We start from the raw sequence: 23843 nt of genomic DNA, 5'->3' as shown, positions 1-23843 counted from the left end.
GTTCCACCAAGACCGGTCAGGCCCCGTCTGCACAGCAGACGGGGCCTGACCGGTTTAAGGATGTTGATTGAGCTCAGCGGGCGGTGCGGTTGCCGCCGTCGTCGGCCTCTGATTCCCGGGCCGCTTTGGCCGCCTTTTGTACCACGGCTTCGAGCTCGTCTTTGCTGAGCAGTTCCTTGTGGAGGTGCTTGGTACGGTAGCCCGCGCGGCCCACCATATGGGCGGAAACGGGGACGGTGAGCAGCTGAAAGATCCAGGCAACGAGCAGCACCGGCCACACCCACCACGTCCGCAGCTGCAGGCCCACGGAGGCAAGGAGCAGGAACAGCCCGAGTACCTGGGGCTTGGTGGCGGCATGCATGCGGCTCATCAGGTCGGGAAACCGAAGCAGTCCGATGGCGGCGGCAAGGGACATCAGCGCGCCCACCACCATGAACACGGCCGAAACCGCGTCGATCACAGCGTCCACGGTATTGGGTTCAGGGTTCACTGGGCTGCTCCCGCCTGTCGGCCACGAACCGGGCGACGGTCACCGAGCCGATAAAGCCGATGATGGAGATGGCAACCACCAGCATCAGGTTGTTCAGGTGCCGGTTCACGGCCATGTCGATGCACAGCGCCGCGCCGAGGATGGCCAGCAGCACGTCCGCTGCGAGGACCCGGTCCAGGAGCGACGGGCCGCGCGCGATGCGGATGATCGCGCCCGCGGCGGCCAGGGCCAGCGCCACAGCCGTGAGGGTGAGGACAAGCCCCATCATGCGCCAACCTCCTGGTTCAGGGCGGCAAGCTCTTCCTTCGTTCCCATGATCCGGATGAGCCCCGCCTCTGTGTCGCGGACTTCCTTGCGCAGTTTGAGGACGTCCTCCCCGTTCCGTACGTTCAAACCGTGGATGTAGAGCGTGGACGTGGACCTGTCCACCTCCACCACCAATGACCCCGGAATCAGGGAGATCACGTGGCCGGTGGCCGTCACCATCAGGTCGGAATGGCTCCGCAACGGAACGGCGACGACGGCGTTGGTCACCTTGGGCCCCTGGGCCACCGCCAGGTAGAACACCTGGCAGCTGGCGGCCACCACCCGGCCGAGGAACACCACTGCGAACGGAACGGCCTTCAGTACGTTGAAGCGTCCGCTCAGCTCCACCGGCGGCAGGTAGAACAGGCGCGCCACGGCAACCGCCAGCAGCGCACCGAAGAGCAGGTTGTCGGGGCTGAAGTCCTGCCAGAGCGCTCCCCAGACGATGACCAGCCAGACCAGCAGCGGCAGTTCCTGCCGCAGGGACCCTCTCCGCATGCTCACCTTCCGCCTCCGCCCAGCGCCACAGCCGGCACGGGCGTGCCGTCACCGAGCACTGCCTGGATGTATGAGGACCTGTCCAGCATGGCTGCGGCGGACTGGTCCGCCACCTGGAAGAGCGGCCCGGCGAAGACGGTGAGCGCCACACCCAGCACCACGAGGCCCAGCGTGGACCCCACCATGGTCCACGGCAGCAGGCGCACCGCCGTCGCACCGCCCTCCGGGGCGGGCACCGCCAGGAGCACCGGATCGGGGTGCTCCGCGTCCTCGGCCTTGCGCCAGAACGCGCGGTTCCACACCCTGGCGACGGCCAGGAGGGTCAGGAGGCTGGTCAGCACACCGCCGATCACCAGGGCATAGGCCAGCGGGGTTCCGAGTCCGATGCCGGCCTGCATCAGGCCGAGCTTGCCCAGGAAGCCCGAGAACGGCGGGATGCCGGCAAGGTTCATGGCGGGAACGAAGAACAGCAGGGCCAGCAGCGGGGACAGTTTGGCCAGCCCGGCCAGCCGGTCCACTGAAGAGCTGCCGCCGCGGCGCTCAATGAGCCCGGTGACCAGGAAAAGGCTCGTCTGGATGGTGATGTGGTGCGCCACGTAGAACACGGCCGCCGCCAGCCCGGCCACGGAGGACATCGCCAGGCCGAACACCATGTAGCCGATATGGCTGACAAGGGTGAAGGACAGCAGACGCTTGATGTCGCTCTGTGCGAGGGCGCCCAGGATGCCGACGATCATCGTCAGCAGCGCCACCACCATCAGGGGCGTGTTGAGGCTGTCCCCGGGGAACAGCAGGGTTTCCGTGCGGACCATGGCGTACACGCCCACCTTGGTCAGCAGGCCGGCGAACACCGCCGTGACCGGAGCCGGTGCGGTGGGGTATGAGTCCGGCAGCCAAAAGGAGAGGGGAAACACGGCGGCCTTGATGCCGAAGGCTACCAGCAGCATGACGTGCAGGAGCGTCTTGGTGCCCGGGTCCAGCTCGGAGAGCTTGATGGCCAGGTCCGCCATGTTGATGGTGCCCGTTGCGCCGTAGACCATCGCGATGGCAATCAGGAACAGCACCGACGACACCACCGAGACCACCACGTACGTGACGCCTGCCCGGATACGCGGGCCCGTGCCGCCGAGGGTCATCAACACGTAGCTGGCCGTCAGCAGGATCTCGAAGCCGACGTACAGGTTGAACAGGTCCCCGGAGAGGAACGCGTTGGAGACGCCGGCCACCAGGATCAGGTACGTGGGGTGGAAGATCGACACCGGGGCGTCCTGGTCGCCGTCGGCCATACCCTGCCCGGTGGCGTACACGAGGACGGCGAGGCTCACCGCGGAGGACACCACGAGCATGAGCGATGAGAACTGGTCCACCACCAGGACGATCCCCCATGGCGGCACCCAGCCGCCGATGTTCACCGCTGCGGTGCCGCCGTTCCAGACGGACGCCAGGAGCAGGCACTCCAGCAGCAGGGTGAGCGAGAGCAGCGCTATGCTCACCGCGCGTTGCGCCCGGGAATGCCGGATCAGCACGAACGTCAGCGCCGCCCCCAGGATGGGAAGTACGACGGCGAGCGGGGCAAGGCTTGCGAGGTTCACTTCGCCCCTCCGGCCCTGGGCGCGTTGTCATTGTCAATGGCTGCGATGTTGCCCGATCCCGGCTTCTCCTCCAGCGCGGCATGCTCCGCCAGAAGGGTCCGGCCGCCCGCCTCGACAGTCGCCGCCGGTTCCGCCGCGGCGGAACTGTCCGAACCGTCCGAACCAAGCTTGGGCAACGGGAACTCGGAGGTTTCCACGGGGATGACGGCGTCATCCTCTGCGTCGAAGCTGGGGGTTTCGGCCACGCGGCGGTCCTCGATGTCGTCCTGGATGTCGTCCTGCCGGGCAAGCAGCCAGGTCCGATAGATGATGCCCAGCATGAAAGCCGTGACTGCGAAAGAAATGACGATGGACGTCAGAATCAGTGCCTGCGGCAGGGGGTCGTTGTAGGACGCGGGGTCCGTGTCCTTGCTGAAGAAGGGAGCCAGGCCGGCGTAGCCGCCAGTGGCAAGGATCAGCAGGTTGGTAGCGTTGGCCAGGAGCATCAGGCCCAGCAGCACTCGAGTGAGGCTACGTTCCAGGATCAGGTAAATGCCGCACGCGTAGAGTGCGCCCATGACAGTCAGCAGGGTCAGGTTAACGGTCATGGCTTGCCGCCTTGGGTTGATCCGGCCGGGATACCGGCGGACACCTGGTCGCCGCCCTCAGTGGCCTCCTGCCCGGTGGCCTCCTGCGCGTCCAGCTGCAGGGGACGTTCTTCAAAGTGCTCGTCGATCTCGGCGCCAAGGCTGCGCAGCACATCCAGCACGAGTCCTACGACGACGATGTAGACGCCGGTGTCGAAAATCGTGGAGGTGACGAACTTGATGTCGCCAAAGACCGGCAGCCAGAACTCAATGATGGCGCTCTGGAACACCTGACCGCCCAGCAGCACTGGCGCGGCACCGGACAAGGCGGCGGTGGCCAGGCCGATCCCAAGCAGGGTGCCGGCGCTGATGGGGGTGGCTTCGTGCAGTTCGAAGCGGCCGCCCGCCAGGTAGCGCAGCGTGAGGGCCAGCCCGGCCATGAGTCCGCCCGCGAAGCCGCCGCCGGGGAGGTTGTGTCCCGCCAGCAGCAGGTAGAGCGAGAAGATGATCATCGAGTGGAAGACGAGCCGGGTGACCACTTCGAAGATGATGGAGCGGCGTTCCGGTGCCAGCGTGCGCCCGGCGACGAGCCACGGGTCCCGCGTGGCCGCCGCAAACTTGCGGGTCAGCGCCAGGGCGGCACCGTCCCGCGATGATTTGTCCACGCCATGGCGGCGGCCGACGGTCCCCTCAGCCACGGCCGACGCTGTGCGCAGCCGGTCCCCGCGGCCCCGAACGAAGATGAGGCTCGCCACGCCGGTCGCGGCCAGCGCCAGCACGGAGATTTCACCGAAGGTGTCCCACGCGCGGATATCCACGAGGGTGACGTTGACGATGTTGAGCCCGCCGCCGCCCTCGTAGGCCAGCTTCGGGAACTCGAGGGAGACGGGCGTGGCGATCCGGGCACCCATGGCGTGGATGGCGGCGAAGACCATGGTGGCGCCGAAGGACAGGCCAATGATCACGCGGACCACCCGGTACTTGCCGCCGGTGCGGTCGCGCAGCTCCGGCGGGAGGCTGCGCATGGCCAGCACGAACGCCACCAGGATTATCGTTTCCACAAGCATCTGCGTCAGGGCCAGGTCCGGGGCGCCCTGCAGCGCGAACATCAGGGCAATGCCGTAGCCGGTGACCGAGACCATGAGCACCGCAAGGAACCGCTTGTTGGCCCGGACGGCGGCGAGCGCCCCGATCACGATCCCCGCGCCTGCCACCAGCTGCAGGGGCGAGTTGGGGTCGACGAAATACAGCCCCTCGGGAAGCGGCTTGTTCGCGGCGATCAGGGCGGACAGGGGCAGGACGAAGGCGACAGTGAGGATCACGGCCAGGTAGAAGTACAGCGAACCGCGCTGCGTGCGTCCGGTGATCCACACGGCGACGTCGTCCAGGGCACCGATCGTCAGCTGGTAGCCGCGGTCGGCGTCGAACCAGGGCGGAATGGCGCTCTGGATCCGGTCTACCAGCCCCCGTCCGTAGAACATCGCCGCGCCGGCGGCGAACGTGATGGCAGTCAGTCCCAAGGCTGGGGTCAGTCCGTGCCACAGCGCCAGGTGCCCGGCGGCACCTGCCGCGGAGCCGGCGTCGGACGTTCCTTCCGTGAGCTGCGTTTCCCCGGTAAACAGGGCCGCGTACGGCTGGATCCACGCGTCCACAGGCGCCGGCCACAGGCCGTACACGATGGTGAGGACGCTCAGGGCTGCCGGGGCTGCCAGGAAGGAGGTGCGGATGGCCTTGAACGGGGTGCGCTCGACGCCCGGCTTTACCGCGAAGGCGCCCCACATGAAGCGCGCGCTGTAAGCGAATGTCAACACGGAGCCGAGCACCACGCCTGTCAGGACCACTGCGCCCCAGGGGCCGTGACCGGGCGCTGCGGTGAAGTGCACGAACGCCTCGAGCACCGATTCCTTAGCGACGAAGCCGCCCAGCAGCGGGATGCCGGCCATGGATGCGGCGCCGATGCCGGCAACGATGCCGAGGGCACGGGAGGAGCGGAAAACGCCCGAGAGCTTACGGATGTCGCGCGTGCCGGACTGGTGGTCGATGATGCCCACCACGAGGAAGAGGGTTGCCTTGAAGAGCCCGTGGGCGAGCAGCATGGCCAGGCCAGCAAGGGCGGCGTCGGGCTTTCCGAGCCCCACCACCATGGTAATGAATCCCAGCTGGCTCACGGTGCCGTAGGCCAGGATGAGTTTGATGTCTGTCTGGCGCAGGGCCCGGTAGCCGCCCACCAGCATGGTGGCCAAGCCGAGCCCGAGGACGATCGGCAGCCAGTAGGCGGTGTCCGTAAAGCCCGGGGCGAGGCGTGCCACGATGTACACGCCGGCCTTCACCATGGCGGCGGCGTGCAGGTAAGCGCTCACGGGAGTTGGTGCTGCCATGGCGCCCGGAAGCCAGAAGTGAAAGGGGACGAGCGCGGATTTGGTCACCGCACCGGCCAGGATGAGGACGACGGCGGCGGCCACGGCTCCCGCTGCCGGCCCGGAAACCAGCTCTGGCGCCTGTTCGAGAATGCCGGAGATCCGGTACGTGCCGGCGCTGGCACCGAGCATGATCAGGCCAACGAGCATGGCCAAGCCGCCGGCGGTGGTGACCATGAGGGCCTGCAGTGCGGAGCGGCGGGCCGCCAGTCTTGTCCGTGCATAGCCGATCAGGAGGTAGGACAGGACCGTGGTGAGTTCCCAGAAAATGAACATCATGAGCAGGTCGTCCGCGGTGACCAGGCCGAACATCGCCCCGGCGAACGCCAGCAGCTGAGCCCCGAACCCGCCGAGGTAGCTGTCCTCGTCCTTGAAATACCGTGCGCAGTACACCAGCACCAGGGCGCCCACGCCGAGGACCAGCAGGGACATGACCCACGCCAGGGCGTCCATGCGGAAGGCGAATTCGAGGCCGAGGCTTGGAATCCACGGCACAATTTCGGCGGGCGCGCCGGTTTGTGCCGGGGTTTTCGCGTGGGATCCGGCGCCATAGACGGCGGCGTGCTGGAACAGGAGCCAGACGAATGAACCTGCCGGCACCGCGGCCAGCGCATAAAACGAATTGCGGCCGAACTTCCTGAAGACGAACGGCGCCACAGCGGCCACCGCGAAGTGCACGGCAAGGACTGTGATCACTGGTATCTCCGCAAAGTCAGAATTCGGTTATCAAAAGTTGGAGCTGGCGGTCATTCGTTGGGTTCGGTTCCGACAGTTTATCAAGGGGGTACCGACAGTTTTCCCCGCTAAGGCCGGGCGCATGGTAAGTTTCGCCAGTTCGCGGGAGGTTGTTGGGTCCCTGTTCGCCATGGGCGGATAGCATCGGCCTATGAACTCCGCAGCCGCATCCGAGGCAACGCAGCCGCCGTCGGAACTTGAAGCAGGGGCGCAGGCGTCCAGCAAGGGCCGCGTTCTGGCCTGGGCAGCCTGGGACTGGGGGTCCGCGGCGTTCAACGCGGTCATGACGACGTTCGTCTTCACCGTCTACCTGACGTCCCAGGCGTTCGGCGGCGAAGACCGCGCCTCGGCGGTGCTCGGCGGTGCCCTGGCCATTGCGGGCGCGGCCATCGCCCTGCTCGCGCCCGTCACGGGTCAGCGGTCCGATACCGGGGGCCGCCGCAAGCTCTGGCTGGGAGTCAACACGGCCGCCGTCGCGATCCTGACAGCACTGTGCTTCTTCGTCTTTCCCCGGCCCGGGTTCCTCCTGCTCGGAGTGTCCCTGATCGCCCTGGCCAACGTGTTCTTTGAGTTCGCGGGCGTGAACTACAACGCCATGCTGGCGCAGATTTCGACGCCGCGGAACATCGGCAAGGTCAGCGGGTTCGGCTGGGGCATGGGCTACCTGGGCGGCATCGTGGCCCTGCTCATCGTGCTCCAGCTGTTCGTGCAGCCGCGCTTCGAATGGTTCGGTGCCTCCACGCAGGACAGCCTCAACATCCGGCTGGTGGCCGTGTTCTCCGCCCTGTGGTTCGTCATCTTCGCGGTGCCGGTCATGTTCGCCGTTCCGGAGCTGCCCAAGCCGAAGCGGGCCGCAAGCCTCGGTTTCCTGGCCTCGTACGGACTGCTGGCGCGGAGGATCAAGGCGATCTACCGGACCAGTCCGCACACCATCTTCTTCCTGCTGGCCAGCGCCATCTTCCGGGACGGCCTGGCGGCGGTCTTCACGTTCGGCGGGATCATCGCAGCCGGCACCTTCGGCTTCGAACTGCCGCAGGTCATCTTCTTCGCCATATTCGGCAACATCGTGGCGGCCGCAGGCGCGATCATCGGCGGTTTCCTGGACGACACGGTCGGGCCCAAGGCCGTGATCATCGGCTCCCTCACCGGCCTGCTGGCCGCCGGAACAGTCATCCTGGTGCTGGGCAACGACAACCACACGCTCTTCGGGGTGCCGTGGTCGGGGGCCACGACGTTCTGGGTTTTCGGCCTCTTCCTTTGCCTGTTTGTTGGGCCCGCGCAGTCCTCGTCCCGTGCGTATCTGGCCCGGCTGGCCCCGCAGGGTGAATCCGGTGAGCTCTTCGGCCTGTACGCGACCACCGGCCGTGCCGTCAGCTTCCTCGCCCCGGCCCTGTTCACGCTGTGCATCACCGTTGCCACTCCCCTGGTGGCTCAAGGGGACGCGCAGCGCTGGGGCATTTTGGGGATCATGGTGGTGCTGCTCGCCGGGCTGCTGGTCCTCCTGCCGGTCAAGGCCCCGAGCGACGCCGAGATCGCCGTCGTCCCCCAGTCCTAGCCCGCCACCGGGGGTGAGCGCACACAGACACTTATGCTCCCGGCAGGGCGCACAGATTCAGCCGAAATCGCGCGTTCGCAGACTAGGCTGATGTTATGAACGTGGAAGAGACGGACCTCCCGGGTTTGGGTCGGCGCAAGGACTTCATGACAGCATCCGGCCGGCGTATCGGGGTGGTGGAACTCCGCGAGGGCCAGACCGAACTGTTCGTCTCCACGTGGGATGACCCGGACACCTGCCAGGCCTCGATACCGCTGACCGGCGACGAGGCGGCAACACTCGGGAATCTGCTCGGCGGCCAGCACCTCGCGATGAAGCTGACGGAGGCGCACAGGGAAGTTCCGGGGATCACCACCAGGCAGTTCTCCATCGCCGCGGATTCTCCGTTCCAGAACCAGCCCATGGGCAAGGCCTGCATCCGCACCCGGTGCGGTGTTTCGATTGTGGCGATCATGCGTGAAGGTGAGGTGGTTCCCTCACCAGGTCCCGACGTCCTCCTTCACCCCGGTGACCTGCTGGTCGCCGTCGGCACGCAAGAAGGCCTGGACGCTGCGGCCGACATCCTGCGCAACGGCTGACCGTCATGGACCGCGTGGCCCTGACGCTCATCGAACTGGGGGCAGTGGTGTTCTGCCTCGGCCTGCTGGCACGGCTCGCGGGGCGGATCGGGATGTCCCCCATACCGCTGTACCTGGTGGGTGGATTGTGCTTCGGTGCGGGCGGCGTGGTGGAACTGAGCGGAATGAAGGAGTTTTCCCACCTGGCCGGTGAGATCGGCGTCATCCTGCTCCTGCTTATGCTCGGTCTGGAATATACGGCCACCGAACTTGTGACCGGCCTTCGCCGATCGTGGAAAGCCGGAATCCTCGACTTCGTCCTGAATTTTGTCCCCGGGGCTGCGCTGGCTGCCCTGCTCGGCTGGGGAGTTGTCGGCGCCATGGTTATGGGCGGGGTTACGTATATATCGTCATCGGGCATTGCGGCCAAGGTCATCACGGACCTTGGCCGTATCGGTAACAGGGAGACCCCTGTGGTGCTCTCGATCCTGGTTTTCGAGGACCTGGCGATGGCGGTCTACCTGCCGATCCTCACCGCCACGCTCGCCGGGGTCAGCTTCCTTGGCGGCATGCAGACCGTGGGCGTCTCGCTGGCTGTTGTCACCGTGGTGCTGCTGGTAGCCCTGCGGCACGGACATCACGTCTCCAAAGCCGTGCACAGCGAGAACTCGGAGGTCTTCCTGCTCAACCTGCTCGGCGCCGCCCTGCTCGTGTCCGGCGTGGCGGCCGCGCTCCAGGTGTCCGCCGCGGTGGGCGCGTTCATGCTCGGCATCGCCATCTCCGGCGCCACGGCGCACAGCGCAACGCGGATCCTTGAGCCGCTGCGTGACCTCTTCGCCGCCATCTTCTTCGTGGCGTTCGGGCTCAACACCGACCCTGCCTCCATCCCGCCGGTGCTGGCCTGGGCGCTTGTCCTGGCGGTTGTTACGGCCGCTACCAAGATCATCACCGGAGCCTGGGCCGCGAAGCGCGCAGGCATCGCACGTCCAGGACGCTTCCGTGCAGGCGCCGCGCTGATAGCACGCGGCGAGTTCTCCATCGTCATCGCCGGCCTCGCAGTGACCTCCGGGGTGGTCGAGGCCGAACTCGCCGCCCTGGCCACGGCCTACGTCCTGATCATGGCGGTCATCGGCCCGTTGGCTGCCCGCTACATCGAGCCGCTCGTCAAGAAGCTCTCCCGTCCGGCGCGGCCGGAGCCTGTCCCGGCCTAAGCTTGTGCGCGCTGGACTGCCCCGGGTGCGACGGCGTTCGTGGAAAGGTGAGATCTCTACGCTTTCGAAGCCGCTAAGCTATGAGATCTCACCTCTCGGCGCAGGGCGGACGGGAAAACGGCCCTAGATGTCCGTGCGGTGGAAGTTCAGGTGGCTGCGGCTGGCGGTGGGCCCGCGCTGGCCCTGGTAGCGGTTGCCGTACTCGCCGGAGCCGTAGGGGTACTCGGCAGCGGACGTAAGCCGGAAGAAGCAGAGCTGGCCGATCTTCATGCCGGGCCAGAGCTTGATGGGCAGCGTGGCCATGTTGGACAGCTCCAGCGTGACGTGTCCGGAAAAGCCGGGGTCGATGAAGCCGGCCGTGGAGTGCGTCAGCAGGCCGAGGCGGCCCAGCGAGGACTTGCCCTCAAGGCGCGCGGCGATGTCGTCCGGCAACGAGACGGTCTCGTAGGTGGAGCCGAGCACAAATTCGCCGGGGTGCAGGATGAACGCTTCACCCTCCTCCACCTCCACCAGCCGGGTCAGGTCGGGCTGATCCTCGGCGGGGTCAATGTGGGCGTATTTGTGGTTGTCGAAGAGCCGGAAGAAGCGGTCGATCCGGACATCCACCGAGGACGGCTGGACCATCGCGGCATCGAACGGATCGAGCACAATCCGTTCGGAATCAATTTCGGCACGAATGTCGCGGTCAGAGATCAGCACACCGTCAAAAATACCATTGCAAAAATGCCGGTGCCGCTCCCCTGCCCTGCCCCGCGGGCGACGTCCGCGGTCAACGGCTGCGCCCAGTAAGCGCACGCTGGAACCATTTCCCCGGAGTTTTGTCGAGATCTTGGCCGCAAAAGGCCCTTTAGCTCGCGATATCTGGACAAAAACTGAAGGGGAAGAGCCTGGTCTCAGTCCGCCGTCGACCGTCCTTCGATGACGGCGGGCAGCTTCTCGAGCTGCCGCACCGCCGCCCTGAGCCGGCCCCGGTATGCCGGGCGGACAAAGCTCCAGAAACTCTTGGACGGAGCCTCCAGCACGAACCGCACCCGGGTTCCGGCACTCTCGGTGCTGAGGTAGAAACCGCCGCGCAGGAGGGACGGGCCGGACACCACCTGGAACTGGATTTCGGCGCCGGGCCGCGCCTGGGTGATCTGGTAATCCCCAGCCACGGGGCGGCCCCGCGGACCATCCATGGTCACCTGGTACCCGGTCCCCACGCTGCCGGCGCTGCCCGAACTGGGCCCTACGCTCCGGACATCGGCCTGCCATCTCGGTAGATTGGCGCCGTCCAGGAGGAATGAGTAGACCGTCATGGCGTCGCGCGCAACGAGGACCTCGTGTTCTGCACCTGCCATGGGGATCCTTATCCGACGTCGGGCCCTGCCTTGCGTAGCCCGTTCCCCTGTACTGCAACTAACGAGATTCAGGATAGTCACGTGCGCCGGCCCGCGGCCGCGCACCGCCCGGGCCTTTACCGAACAGTTACGGGAGCCTCCCCGGCCCGGTTTGCCCCACACGCCGCGAGCCGCGATCCAGATGGCCGGCGACGCCGCACAACTGCGCTAAGCTAGGTTCTGCCCCGGGCAGTTTCCGGTGCGACTGCGGCTGTAGCTCAATGGTAGAGCGCTAGCTTCCCAAGCTTGATACGCGGGTTCGATTCCCGTCAGCCGCTCCAAACCTCCCTTGAATGCGCCGCCTCCGGCGTCACGCCGCCCGGCGCACCACCCGCAGCAGTCCCCGCCGGTTCCGCACGTCCACCTTCAGCGTCAGCTCACCTTTGCGGGCAAGCACGACGGCGACAGTCGCCGCCGCGAGCGCCGGCACCCCTCCCGCCACCAGCAGCCCGGCGTGCGGATCCACATGTTCGGCGATGAACCCGATCATGGGTCCGCCGAGGGCCTGGCCGCCGATCAGCACCATGATGTACAGGCTCATCACGCGGCCGCGGATGCCCAGGTTGGAGCTCGTCTGCACCAGCTGGTTGGACGCGGTGAGGAACATCAGGCACCAGAACCCGGACAGCACCAGGGCGGCGCCGAACAGCGGCAGGGTGGGCACCGCAGCGGAAAGGCACAGCATCAGCCCGTACATGCCGGCCGCCAAGACCACGGACCGCAGCCGCAGCTGCCGCCGCCGGGTGGAGGCGACTGCCCCGGTCAGCGCCCCCAGCGCCACAAGCGCATTCAGCATCCCGTAACCGCCCGCGCCGATTCCGTACACGCGGTCCGCGAAGGCGGCGAGCAGCACCGGCAGGCTCATGGCGAACACGGAGATGAAGCCCACCATGAGCCACGGCCAATAGATGGTGGGCTTGCTCAGCGCGTACCGCAGCCCCTCCCGCAGCATGCCCTTGGACTTGGGCGCCGGAGCGCTGACGAACAGTTCGTCGCGCCGCAGCAGCAGGAGCATGGCAACGGTGGAGCAGCAGGCCGCGGCGTTGGCAGCGAAGGCCCAGCCGGCCCCGACGGCGGTCAGCAGCACCCCGGCGATCGCCGGCCCTATCAGGCCGCCCAGCTGGAACGTCGTCGAGTTCACGCTGATGGCGTTGCGCAGATACCGGGGCCCAACCAGCTCATGGACGAACACCTGCCGGGCCGGCTGGTCCAGCACGGTGACCAGGCCAAGTATCAGCGCAATGACGTAGACGTGCCAGACTTCGATCCTCCCGCTGAGCGCCAGGGCGGCAAGCGCCGCGGCGAGGACAGCCGCGGCCGACTGGCACAGAATGAGGATTTTGCGCTTGGAGAACCGGTCCGCGACCATTCCGCCCCACGGTCCCAGCAGAAGCGATGGCAGGAACTGCAGTGCCACTGTGAAGCCGACGGCGGTGACGGAGCCGGAGAGCTGCAGCACCAGCCAGTCCTGGGCGATCCGCTGCATCCAGATGGCAATGACGGCAATGAAGTGGCCCGTGGCGAAGAGGCGGAAGTTGGGAACCCGGAGTGAGATGAAGGTGTGACGCCACGGAAGCCGTTCACTGACGACGGCGACGGGCTGGGTGACGGTGGCCAGTGGCGGCGGTGGGGGTGTCACAGGGGTTCCTCAGGTGAGCGGGCCGGCGGGGATGTCCCCAACGCTATGGCGCTCACCTTCGATTGTGGAAGACTATTGCTCCTATAACTATCATTGCCGAACGTAATGATTGCCCGGTGGAAGGAGGACGCATGTTCGAACCGGCCCAGCTCAGGTCCTTCCTGGCCGTCGCCGAAACTCTGAGCTTCACCAAGGCAGCAGAACGCCTGGGCCTGGCCCAGCCGACGGTCAGCCAGCACGTGCGCAAGCTCGAGGTCGCGGCGAAGCGGACGCTCATCAGCCGTGACACGAGGGACGTCAGGCTGACGGACAACGGCGATGCCATGGCCGGCTTCGCACGGAGCATTCTCGCGGCCCATGATGCCGCGGCCCGCTATTTTTCAGGCTCGGCCATGCGCGGGCGGCTGCGGTTCGGCACGGCCGATGACCTCGCCATCACCGGGCTGCCGCGCATCCTGCGCGAGTTCCGGCAGATCTACCCGCAGATCAACCTCGAGCTCACCGTCGGCCAGAGCGACCAGCTGTACAAGCGCCTGAATTCCGGCCAGCTGGACCTCGTCTTCGTGAAGTGGGTGGCCGGCGCCAAGGACGGCACGGTGGTCCAGCACGACACCTTTTCCTGGGTGGGCCTCGAACAGACAGCACTGGAACTCGGCCAACCGGTGCCGCTGATCGCCTATCCCGCGCCCAGCCTGAGCCGCAAGCTTGCCATCGACGCGCTCGAATCAGTGGGCCGGACGTGGCGCATCACATGCACCACCAAGCAGATCAGCGGCGTGCTGGCGGCAGTCCGCGCCGGCCTCGGGGTGGCGGTGATGCCGTCCTCGCTGGTGCCCGAGGACCTTAAAGTCATCACCCGCCGCTTCGAGCTGCCGCCGGTGGGGGATGTCGATTTCACGCTGATCAGGAACCCGCTGGCAAACGCCGAGGTGATTGACGCCCTGACTCAGGCCATCATGGGAAGAACCCTCAAGAAGCCTGTTTGAGCCAGCCTGGAGCGGGGTAGGGCAGCAAAAATGATTGATAACGATTCGCAGCTGGCCTATGCTGTGACTGTTGCGGTCATGCAGCGGCCGTTAACATGCACAGGTTTCGATAACGAACATGCTTGGTAATGACGCCCGTGTGTTCGGGATAGGTTACGCCGTGACAACAGCCGCAAACCCCCGCTATACCCGCCACCCTATGACCGTGGACGCCGAATACGTCGGCCAGCCCAACTGCGAAAAATGCGGAACAGACGAGTTCATCTACCTTGAGTCCTTCGTGCCGCCCAAGCACCGCCAGGACGGCACCGTCCGGAAACTGGGCGAAGTCGCGTACACCTGCACGCGCTGCGAGGACTTCTCCGCACACAGCGTTCCCGCGTCGTGGGCTCCACCCGGCTGGTATCTGGGCTGAGCAGCAAAAGCTAAGCAACAAAGCAAGAGAACGGGCGGGCACTTGGAGGGTGCCCGCCCGTTCTGTTGCCTTATCGGTCTCGCTGGATCAGCGAGCCCCTAGATCAGCGATGCTCTAGATCAGTGAATCGGAGAGGTGGTTCGGCGTGCCGAACCGGTGCGCCGTGATGCTGACGGCCTGCTCGTGCAGGAACGGCAGCATTTCAATACGGCCGGCCTCAGTCACCTCGTGGGCGTAGATGGCCAGGTCCGGACGGCCCCCGGTCGCTTCGGCCAGGTCAGCTGCGGAGCCGCCGATCAGGCGGATGCGTCCGCCGGACAGCTTGTCAGCCGCGGCGAGACGTCCCGCGGATGCCAGCCACTCGACGTCGTTCTCCACCGTCACAGGGATGTCCAGTCCGGTGAGCACGGAACGCAGCTGGGCAGGAAGTTCGACGCCGGAGGAGACGGTGAGCGGGGCAGCGGCAAGTACGCCGGCGGCTACTGTCCGGACGAGCGCCCGGAGGGATCCGCCGTCGGACAGCCGGACGGTGACCGGCAGTGCACGGTAGCGGAAGATGTTCCGCTCGGCGCTCAGGCCCGAGACGTCCTTCGCGGTGCCGAATTCGTCTGCCCACGCGAGGGCGTCGGAGCCGAGCGACCGCTGCAGGGCCTCCAGGTCGGCAGCGCCGAGTTCGGCCTTCACTGCGTCCACAAGCCGCTGCACCCTGCGGTTTGCGATGCCCGCCGACGCGCCGTGGGTGCTCTCGGTGCTGGTCCAGCCGCCAAGACCGGCGAGGTAGTTAGGGCCGCCCGCCTTGGTGCCGGCGCCAACCGCCGACTTCTTCCAGCCGCCGAACGGCTGGCGCTGCACGATAGCACCGGTGATGCCGCGGTTGATGTAGAGGTTGCCCGCCTGGATGGTGTCCAGCCACAGCCCTAGCTCGTCGGTGTTGAGCGAATGCAGGCCGGCGGTGAGGCCGTACTCGATCTGGTTCTGGATGGCGATGGCCTCTTCCAGGGTGTCCGCGGTCATGACGCCGAGGACGGGACCGAAGAACTCGGTCAGGTGGAAGTAGGATCCGCGCTTGACGCCGTAGCGCACGCCCGGGCTCCAGAGCCGGCCGGTCTCGTCCAGCTTCTTGGGCTCGACGGCCCAGTTCTCGCCCTCGCCCAGGGTGGTCAGCGCGTTGAGCAGCTTGCCGTTGGCGGGCTCGATGATCGGGCCCATCTGGCTGGTGGGGTCCTCCGGGTAACCGACCTTCAGCGAGGTGACGGCGTCGATCAGCTGGTTGTGGAACCGCTTGGACTTGGCAACCGAGCCCACCAGGATCACCAGTGAGGCGGCGGAGCACTTCTGTCCGGCGTGGCCGAAGGCCGAGTAGGCAACGTCCTTCGCGGCGAGATCCAGGTCTGCGCTGGGGGTGACGATGATGGCGTTCTTGCCGCTGGTCTCCGCGAGCAGCGGCAGGTCCTTGCGGAAGGAGCGGAACAGCTCGGCGGTTTCGTAGCCGCCGGTCAGGATCACGCGGTCCACGGCCGGGTGGGAGATCAGCTGCTGGCCGAGCTCACGTTCGCCCAGCTGGACCATGGTGAGCACGTCGCGCGGCACGCCGGCCTCCCACAGCGCCTCGACCATCACGGCACCGCTGCGGCGGGCCTGCTTGGCAGGCTTGATCACGACGGCGGAGCCGGCGGCGAGTGCCGCGAGCGTGGAACCGGCGGGAATGGCCACCGGGAAGTTCCACGGCGGGGTGACCACGGTGAGCTTCGCCGGAACGAAGGTGGCGCCGTCGACCTGGTCCAGCTTGCGGGCGGACTCTGCATAGTAGTGGGCGAAGTCCACGGCCTCGCTGATTTCGGGGTCGCCCTGGTCGATGGTCTTGCCGGTCTCGCTGGCCATGACCTCGAGCAGGTCGGCGCGGCGGGCCTCGAGGACGTCGCCGGCGCGGTGCAGGATTTCGGCACGCTCGGCACCGGACAGCGCACCCCAGGCCTTGCCCTTCTCGACGGCCGTGGCAATCACGGTGTTGAGGGTGTCCGCGTCAGTGATGGTGGCGGCCTCAACGGAGGCGTTGCCCAGGGTCGACGTCGGGACGCGGCCAAGGATGGCCCGGCCCCAGTCGCGGTTGGCGGGCAGGGACGGGTCCGTGTCCGGGGTGTTCTGGAAGCCGGTGCGGGGCATCAGCTCTGCCGGGAGGCTGCGGTTCTGCAGGCGGTTGGGCGGCGGGACCTCGTCGTCGAGCTCTTCCAGGGAGGACAGGAAACGCTGCTTCTCGCGCTCGAACAGTCCCTCGTTTTCGCTGAGTTCGAAGACGGCGGACATGAAGTTTTCCTGGCTGGCGCCCTCTTCGAGGCGGCGGATCAGGTAGGCGATGGCGACGTCGAATTCGGCCGGGTGCACCACGGGCGTGTAGAGCAGCAGGGAGCCGACGTCCTTCTTTACCGCCTCGGCCTGGCCCTGTGCCATGCCGAGCAGCATCTCGAATTCGATGCCGGACTCGACGCCGCGCTGCTTGGCCAGCAGCCAGGCGAAGGCGATGTCGAACAGGTTGTGGCCGGCGACGCCGATGCGGATGTTGCCGATCCGGTCCGGGTGCAGCGCGTAGTTGATGACGCGCTTGTAGTTGATGTCCGAATCCAGCTTGGTGCCCCAGGTGGCCAGCGGCCAGTCGTGCAGCGAGGACTCCACCTGCTCCATGGGGAGGTTGGCGCCCTTGACCACGCGGACCTTGATGGCAGCTCCGCCGTCAGCGCGGCGTGCGGCAGCCCATTCCTGCAACCGGATCATGGCGGAGAGCGCGTCCGGCAGGTAAGCCTGAAGCACGATGCCGGCTTCCAGGTTCTTGAACTCGGGCTTGTCCAGGATCCGGGTGAAGACCGCGATGGTCATGTCCAGGTCCTTGTACTCCTCCATGTCCAGGTTGATGAACTTCGGCTTGGGGAAGGAAGCGGCGCGGGCGAACAGCGGGGTGAGCTTCTCGACGACGTGCTCCACGGCCTCGTCGAATGCCCAGGCGGAGTGCGGGGCCACTGTGGAGGACACCTTGATGGAGACGTAGTCCACGTCCGGGCGGGCCAGCAGGGTGTGGGTTCCCTCGAGCCGGCGGGAAGCCTCGTGCTCGCCGAGCACGGCCTCGCCGAGCAGGTTCACGTTAAGCTTGATGCCGTCCTTGCGGATCTTGGCGATGGCCGGACCCAGCTTGGAGTCGGTGGCGTCAACGATGAGGTGGCCCACCATCTCGCGGAGGACCTTGCGGGCCACCGGAATGACAACCTGCGGCAGAACCGGGGCCATAAGGCCGCCAGCCTGGACAGCCCTGCGCATGTACCAGGGCAGGAAGGCGGGAACCTTCGGGGCGAGGGTGGCGAGGTTGCGGGCAGCGACGTGCAGGTCCTCGGGACGGACCACGCCGTCGACGAAGCCCACGGTGAAGTCCAGTCCGTTGGGGTCCTTCAGGACGCCGGCGAGCTGCTCTGCGGAAGCGTCGACGGGCATCTTCGCGGCTTCGGTCAGCCAGCGGCGGACGAGGGCGATCGCGTCAGCGGCCAGGGCGGTCGCTTCGGCGACGTCGGACCCTGCCGAGGGTGTGGCGACGGCGCCGGCTACGGCGGCGTCCTTGCCTGCCTGCACGCGGTGATCCGTGGCGGTGTTGGTCATGGCTTTCCTCGTTCTTTCGGTGCGATGTGATCGTCTTATTCATCAGTATGAGCCCCGCTTCGCTTAAGATAAAGCGATCTTTCCTGAGCAATACACGTTAGAAATACCGATCGTTCTGTATATCGGTCAGACGCCTATAACGGCCCCGCTCGGGGCCCCGCCTGAGAGGTGAGGGGGCGCGTCGGGAGAATGCCTGCAGGACGTGAGGACGCGTCGGGAAATCCCTGCAGGACCTGAGGACGGATCGAGGGAATTGCTGCAGGATCTGATGGAGCGTTTAGGACCTCAAACGCGTCCTCAGCTTCCGTCGCTACAACCCAAACGCGTCCTCAGCTTCCGTCGCTACAACCCAAACGCGTCCTCAGCTCTCGTCGCTTAAACCAAAACCCTCCCGCACCTAGGAGGTGCGGGAGGGCTCATCGGTGACGCGTCAGAGGTGAGTGGTCTACACCTGTGTGTGCATCTCCACAGCTTCGTCGTGCCGCGGGCTGTTCGGGTTCATCAGCGAGTGCCGCTTGCCGTAGCCGAAGTAGATCACCAGGCCGATCACGAGCCAGACGAAGAAGCGCAGCCAAGTTTCCCAGTGGAGCTGGAACATCAGGAAGGCGGAGGCCAGGACGCCGAACGCTGGGACCACCGGCATCAGCGGCAGGCGGAAGGTTCGCGGCGCCTCGGGCTTGGTGTAGCGGAAGATGATTACGGAAACACACACCACCACGAACGCGGCGAGGATGCCGATGTTGGTGAGGTCGGCGACGGCCTTGATGGGGAACACGCCTGCAAGGAGCGCCGACGCAATGCCGCCGATCCAGGTCACGCGCTGCGGCGTACCGTGCCGGTCCGTCTTCGAGAACCAGCCGGGGAGGAGACCGTCACGGCTCATGGAGAACCACACTCGGGTGACGCCGAGGAGGAACGTGAGCATCACGGTGAGGATGGACAGCACGGCGAAGACCGAGATGATGGTGGCAATGACGGGAAGGCCGACGCCCTGGAACGCGGATGCAAAGCCCGCGGCGGGGTCGATGTCCTTGTAGTTCTGCATGCCGGTGAGCACGAGGGTTGCGGCGACGTAGAGCAGCATGGCGATGATGAGGGACAGGATGATCGCCTTGGGCATGTGCTTCTTGCCGTCGGTTGCCTCTTCCGCCGCGGTACTCATGGCGTCATACCCGAACACCGCGAAGAACACGGTGGCCGATCCTGCCAAGACCGGTCCGAAGCCGCTGGGCATGAACGGGTTGAAGTTCTCGGTGTTGATGTAGAAGACACCCAACCCGATGATGAACAGGATCAGGACAACTTTGATGGCAACGGCAATCAGTTCAAACCGGCCGAAAGTTTTGGTGCCGCGGGAGAGGATCCAAGTCACCAGCAGGCAGACAAGGATGGCGGGCAGGTTGATGATGCCACCCTTCCCCTCGTCCGGCGTCGACGTCATCCAGACCGGCATATGAATTCCAATGCCGGTCAGGAACGCGTCGAAGTAGCCGGAGATGCCAATGGCCACCACGGCCACGATGGCGATGTACTCCAGCAGCAGGTCCCAGCCGATGAACCAGCCGATGATTTCGCCCAGGGCCACGTAGCCGTAGGTGTAAGCCGAACCGGCGCGCGGGATCATGCCCGCGAATTCTGCATAGGAGAGCGCCGCGGCAGCCGAGGCAAGGCCGGCGATCAGGAAGGAAATCAACACCGCAGGCCCGACGCCGGGCGTGTCGGCACTGCCGTGCGCCACGAGTCCGGCCAGCGAGAAGATACCGACGCCGATGATGCCGCCGACGCCGATTGCGGTCAACTGCCACAGTCCGAGGGACTTGAATAGCCCGCTGTGCTTGTTCTCTACTTCGATGTCGTCAATGGGCTTCCGCCTCAAGATTGACTGCGATGGATCTGTTGTACTCATCGGGACTCCTGCGTAGGTGCGGCCCCACCATTTCGCCCTGTGATGGGGATAACTCAATCTGTTTAGTATGCAAGCAGTGTTGCATTAGATAAAGTGCATACTTCTAACCAGTATTCGTTAGTCCAGCTATTCATTTGTGCAACCCAAGGAACAGCCCATGCTTGATGTTCGCCGGTTGAGGCTGCTCCGCGAGCTGAAGATCCGGGGCACGCTCGCCGAGGTGGCAGCAGCCCTGCAGTACAGTCCATCCTCAGTCTCCCAACAATTGGCCCTGCTTGAGAAGGAAGTGGGCGTGGAACTGTTGAGAAAAACAGGCCGCCGCGTGCAGCTGACCCCGCAGGCTGAGGTCCTCGTTGCGCATACAGCGCACTTGCTGGAAACCCTTGAGCAGGCCGAGGCTGACCTGGCCGCGTCCCTGACCACTGTCTCGGGCACCGTGCGGATCGCGGTCTTCCAGTCCGCGGCGCTGGCACTTATGCCCGACGCGCTGACCCGCCTCTCCGCGACCTACCCCGAGGTCCGGATCGAAATGACACAGCGCGAGCCGGAGACGGCGCTGCATGAGACATGGGCCCGTGACTTCGACCTGGTCATCGCCGAGCAGTACCCCGGCCACGCCGCGCCCCGCTACCCCGAGCTGGACCGTGTCCGCCTCACGAGTGACGCCATCCGGCTCGCAGTGCCGCCGGCCGCCGAGGGCAGGGCGAAAGTCGACTCGCTCGCGGACACGGCCGAGATGCCCTGGGTGATGGAACCGCGCGGTGCGGCCTCACGCCACTGGGCAGAACAGGCATGCCGGAGTGCAGGCTTTGAGCCCGACGTCCGCTTTGAAACAGCAGACCTCCAGGCCCAGATCCGCCTGATCGAGTCGGGGAACGCCGTCGCCCTGATGCCGGATCTGGTGTGGACCGGCCGGGGCACAACGGCCCAATTGCTGGACCTTCCCGGCAAGCCCCGGCGGACGGTCTTCACCTCCGTGCGGCGCTCTGGCGCGCAGCGGCCCGCCATCCTCGCTGCCCGCGAAATCCTCGCCTCCACCGCCGCCTCCATTGCGGCCGCCCAGGAAATCGACACCGGAGCGGACGCCTCCGGCGCCCCGACGGGAGCAGCAGCCGCCGGGGTAGAGGCAACGGCAACCGAAGGCACAGTAAGCGAAGGACCGGCAGCCGGAGGGGCAGAAAGAACGGCGCGAGGCGCAAAAGCGGTTTAGCAGATGTTCCCTGGCTCACAGCCAAGCGTTGACCCCGGCGTTAGACTGTTGACGTTATGAATCGCACAATGTTTAAGTCCAAAATCCATCGGGCCACTGTCACGCACGCGGACCTGCACTACGTGGGTTCGGTCACCGTTGACCTGGACCTGCTCGATGCTGCCGACATCCTGCCCGGCGAGCTCGTGGCCATTGTGGACGTCACCAACGGCGCCCGCCTCGAGACGTACACCATCGCCGGCGAGCGCGGTTCCGGCGTCATCGGGATCAACGGCCCCGCCGCCCATCTGGTGCACGAGAACGACACCGTCATTCTGATCACGTATGCGCAGATGACCACCGACGAAGCCAAGGCCTACGAACCCAAGGTTGTCCACGTGGACAAGGACAACCGCATCATCCAGTTGGGCAACGACCCCGCCGAGGGCCTCACCCCGGGTCTGCTGCGTCCGCCGTTCGCGCTCAACAACGCCGCGCTGAGCTAGCCATCGCGGGCCGCTGGCCGCAACCGACCCGGTGCGCAACAGCGAGATCCCTGCCACAAGGTGACCCGCGGCTGAATAAATCTGATTAGGCTGGGATGGTGGATGCCACCCCCTGCCCTAGCCTGCCCCTGACGGCAATCCCGTCGGCAACCCCGTGCTAGGCGTCCTCGCAGGCTTTTTCGTGGTCTGGTCCATCATTCTGGTGGGCATGTTCGTGGGCAGGCGCAAGATCCTGGGCGAGAATGCCCGCCAGGTCCTGAGCGGCCTGACCTTCTTCGTCGCCAGCCCAGCGCTGCTCTTCGAGACGCTGAGCAGGGCAAGCCTGCGTGAAGTTTTCGCCGCCCCGCTGCTCGTTGCAGCGGTGGGCGCCGCCACCACCGCCGCACTGTTCTTTGTCATCGTCAGGTTCCTGCTCAAGCGGACCGTCCCGGAAGCGCTGATGGCGTCCATGAGCGCCTCACTGGCGAACTCCGCCAATTTGGGCATCCCGATTGCCGTGTACGTCCTCGGTGATGCCAGCCATGTCGCTCCCCTGCTGATCTTCCAGCTGGCGTTTTTCACGCCGATGTTCCTCATGGCCCTTGACGCCACCACCAGCTCGCACCGCACCACGCCGCTTCGGTTCGTCATGCTGATCCTGAAAAACCCCATGATTGTGGGTTCGGCCCTTGGGCTGCTGGTCGCCGGAACGGGATGGCAGCTCCCGCCGCTGCTCCTGGAACCGATCCACCTGATCGGCGGCGCCGCAATTCCGGCCATGCTGATGGCGTTCGGCATGAGCCTGAACGGGTCAAAGCCGCTGCAGGCAGCCGCCGGCCGGAGAACCGATGCCCTGCTGGCCAGTGGCTTCAAGCTCTTCGTGCACCCTGCCATCGCGTATCTCTTTGCCCGGTTCGCCCTCGGACTGGACGGCCCGGTGCTGTTTGCCGTCGTGGTCACGTCCGCCCTGCCAACTGCGCAGAATGTTTTCGTCGCCGCCAGCCGGTACAAGGCCGGGCTCACGGTCGCGAAGGACACTGTCCTGATCACCACGATCGTGGCCGTGCCTGCGATGATCGGTGTGGCCCTGCTTCTGGCATAACTGCCGCCCCGTCCCCGACCGCTCCGCGGCTGCCGCCCGAACTGGAGGAACCTTGAACACCACCCTGGACACCGTGATCATCGGAGGCGGGGCCATGGGATCCGCTGCCGCCTGGGCGCTGGCCGACCGCGGGCGTGACGTGACCCTGCTCGAGCAGTTCACGCCCGGCCACCTCAAGGGTGCATCGCACGGCGCCACCCGGAACCTGAGCCTCGCCTACGCCGAGCCCGAGTACGTGGCCATGCTGGCCGAGGCGCTGAAGCTGTGGGCCGAGCTTGAAGACGCGAGCGGCGAACGGCTGCTGGCGCGCACCGGCGTCGTCAATCACGGGCCCGACCCGCGCCTCGGCGGGATCCACGCAGCGCTTAACAGCGCGGGCCTCCGCGCGGACTTCGTTCCGCTCGCTGAAGCCGGCGAGCGCTGGAGCGGCATCCGCTTCGACCAGCAGGTTCTCCACATGCCCGACGGCGGCCAGCTCAACCCCGAGGCCGCCCTTCCGGCGTTCCAGCGGCTCGCGGCCCGGAACGGCGCAGCACTCCGGCACGGGGCGGCGGTTGTGGGGCTGGAAATACTCGACGACGGCGTCCGGCTGACCGTGGACGACGGCGGCCGGACGGAGGTGCTCACCGCCCGGCAGGCGGTGGTCACCGCGGGCGGCTGGACCTCCAAGCTCCTCGCAGGTGCAGTGGGAACGCCGCGCCTGACAGTCACCCAGGAGCAGCCTGCCCACTTCGGCATCACCGACGACGGCGCCACGTGGCCCGGGTTCAACCACTTCCCCGGCGAGGGCGGGGACTACGCGGGCTTCTACTCCCCCGTGTACGGCATGCTGACCCCCGGCGAGGGCGTCAAGGCGGGCTGGCACGGCGTCGGTCCCGTGGTGGACCCGGACCGGAGATCCTACCTGCCCGAACCGCGCCAGCGCGCAGCGCTGCAGCAGTACGCGAGGGACTGGCTGCCCGGCGTGGACGCCGACGCAATGACCGACATCAGCTGCACCTACACCACCGCCCCGGACCACAACTTCGTGCTGGACCGGATCGGGCCCGTGGTCATCGGGGCGGGCTTCGCCGGCCACGGCTTTAAGTTCACGCCGGTGGTGGGCCGGATCTTGGCCGACCTTGCCACCGGAGAGGGCCCCGCACCGGCCATTTTCGCCGCCTCCCGGGCATAAGA

At 66.4% G+C, this 23843-nt stretch carries 20 protein-coding genes and 1 tRNA gene; 10 read left to right on the top strand and 11 right to left on the bottom strand.

Annotation, left to right across the window (positions count from 1 at the left end; genetic code table 11):
* Positions 1 to 73: 73 nt before the first annotated feature.
* The 6 genes from mnhG to G9E11_RS11225 are packed head-to-tail and all read right to left on the bottom strand — an operon-like array spanning position 74 to position 6565.
* The gene (gene mnhG / locus G9E11_RS11250) at positions 74 to 490 is read right to left on the bottom strand and encodes a monovalent cation/H(+) antiporter subunit G (protein ID WP_190605591.1); all 417 of its coding nucleotides are present in this window, start codon (positions 488 to 490) and stop codon (positions 74 to 76) included.
* Positions 480 to 758, bottom strand: coding sequence for an MrpF/PhaF family protein (locus G9E11_RS11245; RefSeq protein ID WP_190605589.1), 279 nt, complete (start codon positions 756 to 758; stop codon positions 480 to 482). The genes mnhG and G9E11_RS11245 overlap by 11 nt, the downstream gene beginning before the upstream one ends.
* The gene (locus G9E11_RS11240) at positions 755 to 1300 is read right to left on the bottom strand and encodes a Na+/H+ antiporter subunit E (protein ID WP_190605587.1); all 546 of its coding nucleotides are present in this window, start codon (positions 1298 to 1300) and stop codon (positions 755 to 757) included. Before G9E11_RS11240 ends, G9E11_RS11245 begins: the two co-directional genes overlap by 4 nt.
* Positions 1297 to 2886 (bottom strand): Na+/H+ antiporter subunit D, encoded by a 1590-nt coding sequence (locus G9E11_RS11235; RefSeq protein ID WP_190605585.1) that lies wholly within the window; start codon positions 2884 to 2886, stop codon positions 1297 to 1299. The genes G9E11_RS11240 and G9E11_RS11235 overlap by 4 nt, the downstream gene beginning before the upstream one ends.
* On the bottom strand, positions 2883 to 3473 hold the full coding sequence (locus G9E11_RS11230) for a Na(+)/H(+) antiporter subunit C (protein WP_190605583.1): 591 nt from the start codon (positions 3471 to 3473) through the stop codon (positions 2883 to 2885). The genes G9E11_RS11235 and G9E11_RS11230 overlap by 4 nt, the downstream gene beginning before the upstream one ends.
* A complete protein-coding gene (locus G9E11_RS11225) occupies positions 3470 to 6565 on the bottom strand; it encodes a Na+/H+ antiporter subunit A (RefSeq protein WP_190605581.1) in 3096 nt (1031 codons plus the stop codon). The genes G9E11_RS11230 and G9E11_RS11225 overlap by 4 nt, the downstream gene beginning before the upstream one ends.
* Positions 6566 to 6755: 190 nt before the next feature.
* On the opposite strand from G9E11_RS11225, the gene G9E11_RS11220 reads away from it, so the two are divergent.
* The 3 genes from G9E11_RS11220 (at position 6756) to G9E11_RS11210 (ending at position 9927) form a co-directional block, all read left to right on the top strand.
* Complete coding sequence (locus G9E11_RS11220; protein WP_190605579.1) at positions 6756 to 8159, top strand: MFS transporter; 1404 nt, start codon at positions 6756 to 6758, stop codon at positions 8157 to 8159.
* A 95-nt stretch (positions 8160 to 8254) separates the two neighbouring features.
* Positions 8255 to 8737, top strand: a complete 483-nt coding sequence (locus G9E11_RS11215; protein ID WP_190605578.1) for a cation:proton antiporter regulatory subunit — start codon at positions 8255 to 8257, stop codon at positions 8735 to 8737.
* Positions 8738 to 8742: 5 nt separating this feature from the next.
* Positions 8743 to 9927, top strand: a complete 1185-nt coding sequence (locus G9E11_RS11210; RefSeq protein ID WP_190605577.1) for a cation:proton antiporter — start codon at positions 8743 to 8745, stop codon at positions 9925 to 9927.
* 123 nt (positions 9928 to 10050) lie between these two features.
* Here the strand turns inward: G9E11_RS11210 and dcd are convergent, their stop codons facing one another.
* Together dcd and G9E11_RS11200 are read right to left on the bottom strand one after the other, a co-directional pair.
* Positions 10051 to 10626 (bottom strand): dCTP deaminase, encoded by a 576-nt coding sequence (dcd, locus tag G9E11_RS11205; protein WP_111902374.1) that lies wholly within the window; start codon positions 10624 to 10626, stop codon positions 10051 to 10053.
* A 194-nt stretch (positions 10627 to 10820) separates the two neighbouring features.
* Positions 10821 to 11267 (bottom strand): SRPBCC family protein, encoded by a 447-nt coding sequence (locus tag G9E11_RS11200; RefSeq protein WP_190605576.1) that lies wholly within the window; start codon positions 11265 to 11267, stop codon positions 10821 to 10823.
* A gap of 246 nt (positions 11268 to 11513) precedes the next feature.
* Between G9E11_RS11200 and G9E11_RS11195 the strand changes: the two genes are divergently transcribed.
* Positions 11514 to 11587, top strand: a tRNA-Gly gene (locus tag G9E11_RS11195).
* Between the two features lie 29 nt (positions 11588 to 11616).
* Here G9E11_RS11195 and G9E11_RS11190 read toward each other — a convergent pair.
* Entirely contained in the window at positions 11617 to 12945 is a 1329-nt protein-coding gene (locus G9E11_RS11190; protein ID WP_190605575.1) for an MFS transporter, read from the bottom strand.
* 131 nt (positions 12946 to 13076) lie between these two features.
* Here G9E11_RS11190 and G9E11_RS11185 point away from each other — a divergent pair, with 131 nt between their 5' ends.
* A complete protein-coding gene (locus tag G9E11_RS11185) occupies positions 13077 to 13931 on the top strand; it encodes a LysR substrate-binding domain-containing protein (protein ID WP_190605574.1) in 855 nt (284 codons plus the stop codon).
* A 160-nt stretch (positions 13932 to 14091) separates the two neighbouring features.
* Positions 14092 to 14346 carry a hypothetical protein gene (locus G9E11_RS11180; RefSeq protein WP_311764349.1) on the top strand — a complete coding sequence of 85 codons (255 nt, stop codon included), beginning with the start codon at positions 14092 to 14094 and terminating at the stop codon, positions 14344 to 14346.
* Between the two features lie 114 nt (positions 14347 to 14460).
* Here the strand turns inward: G9E11_RS11180 and G9E11_RS11175 are convergent, their stop codons facing one another.
* Positions 14461 to 17985, bottom strand: a complete 3525-nt coding sequence (locus G9E11_RS11175) for a bifunctional proline dehydrogenase/L-glutamate gamma-semialdehyde dehydrogenase (protein WP_190605573.1) — start codon at positions 17983 to 17985, stop codon at positions 14461 to 14463.
* 445 nt (positions 17986 to 18430) lie between these two features.
* On the bottom strand, positions 18431 to 19891 hold the full coding sequence (locus G9E11_RS11170; protein ID WP_190605572.1) for an amino acid permease: 1461 nt from the start codon (positions 19889 to 19891) through the stop codon (positions 18431 to 18433).
* A 157-nt stretch (positions 19892 to 20048) separates the two neighbouring features.
* Here G9E11_RS11170 and G9E11_RS11165 point away from each other — a divergent pair, with 157 nt between their 5' ends.
* The 4 genes from G9E11_RS11165 to G9E11_RS11150 all read left to right on the top strand — a co-directional run bounded on the left by G9E11_RS11165 (position 20049) and on the right by G9E11_RS11150 (position 23841).
* Positions 20049 to 21101 (top strand): LysR substrate-binding domain-containing protein, encoded by a 1053-nt coding sequence (locus G9E11_RS11165; RefSeq protein ID WP_190605571.1) that lies wholly within the window; start codon positions 20049 to 20051, stop codon positions 21099 to 21101.
* A gap of 56 nt (positions 21102 to 21157) precedes the next feature.
* Entirely contained in the window at positions 21158 to 21586 is a 429-nt protein-coding gene (gene panD / locus G9E11_RS11160; protein ID WP_190242970.1) for an aspartate 1-decarboxylase, read from the top strand.
* 154 nt (positions 21587 to 21740) lie between these two features.
* The gene (locus G9E11_RS11155; RefSeq protein WP_190605570.1) at positions 21741 to 22667 is read left to right on the top strand and encodes an AEC family transporter; all 927 of its coding nucleotides are present in this window, start codon (positions 21741 to 21743) and stop codon (positions 22665 to 22667) included.
* A 52-nt stretch (positions 22668 to 22719) separates the two neighbouring features.
* The gene (locus G9E11_RS11150) at positions 22720 to 23841 is read left to right on the top strand and encodes an FAD-dependent oxidoreductase (RefSeq protein ID WP_190605569.1); all 1122 of its coding nucleotides are present in this window, start codon (positions 22720 to 22722) and stop codon (positions 23839 to 23841) included.
* The last annotated feature ends 2 nt before the right edge of the window (positions 23842 to 23843 follow it).

This window comes from Arthrobacter ipis (assembly GCF_014694315.1).
GTDB lineage: Bacteria > Actinomycetota > Actinomycetes > Actinomycetales > Micrococcaceae > Arthrobacter > Arthrobacter ipis.
The sequence above is the reverse complement of the archived record's forward strand: the minus strand, read 5'-3'. Positions and strand labels throughout refer to the sequence as shown.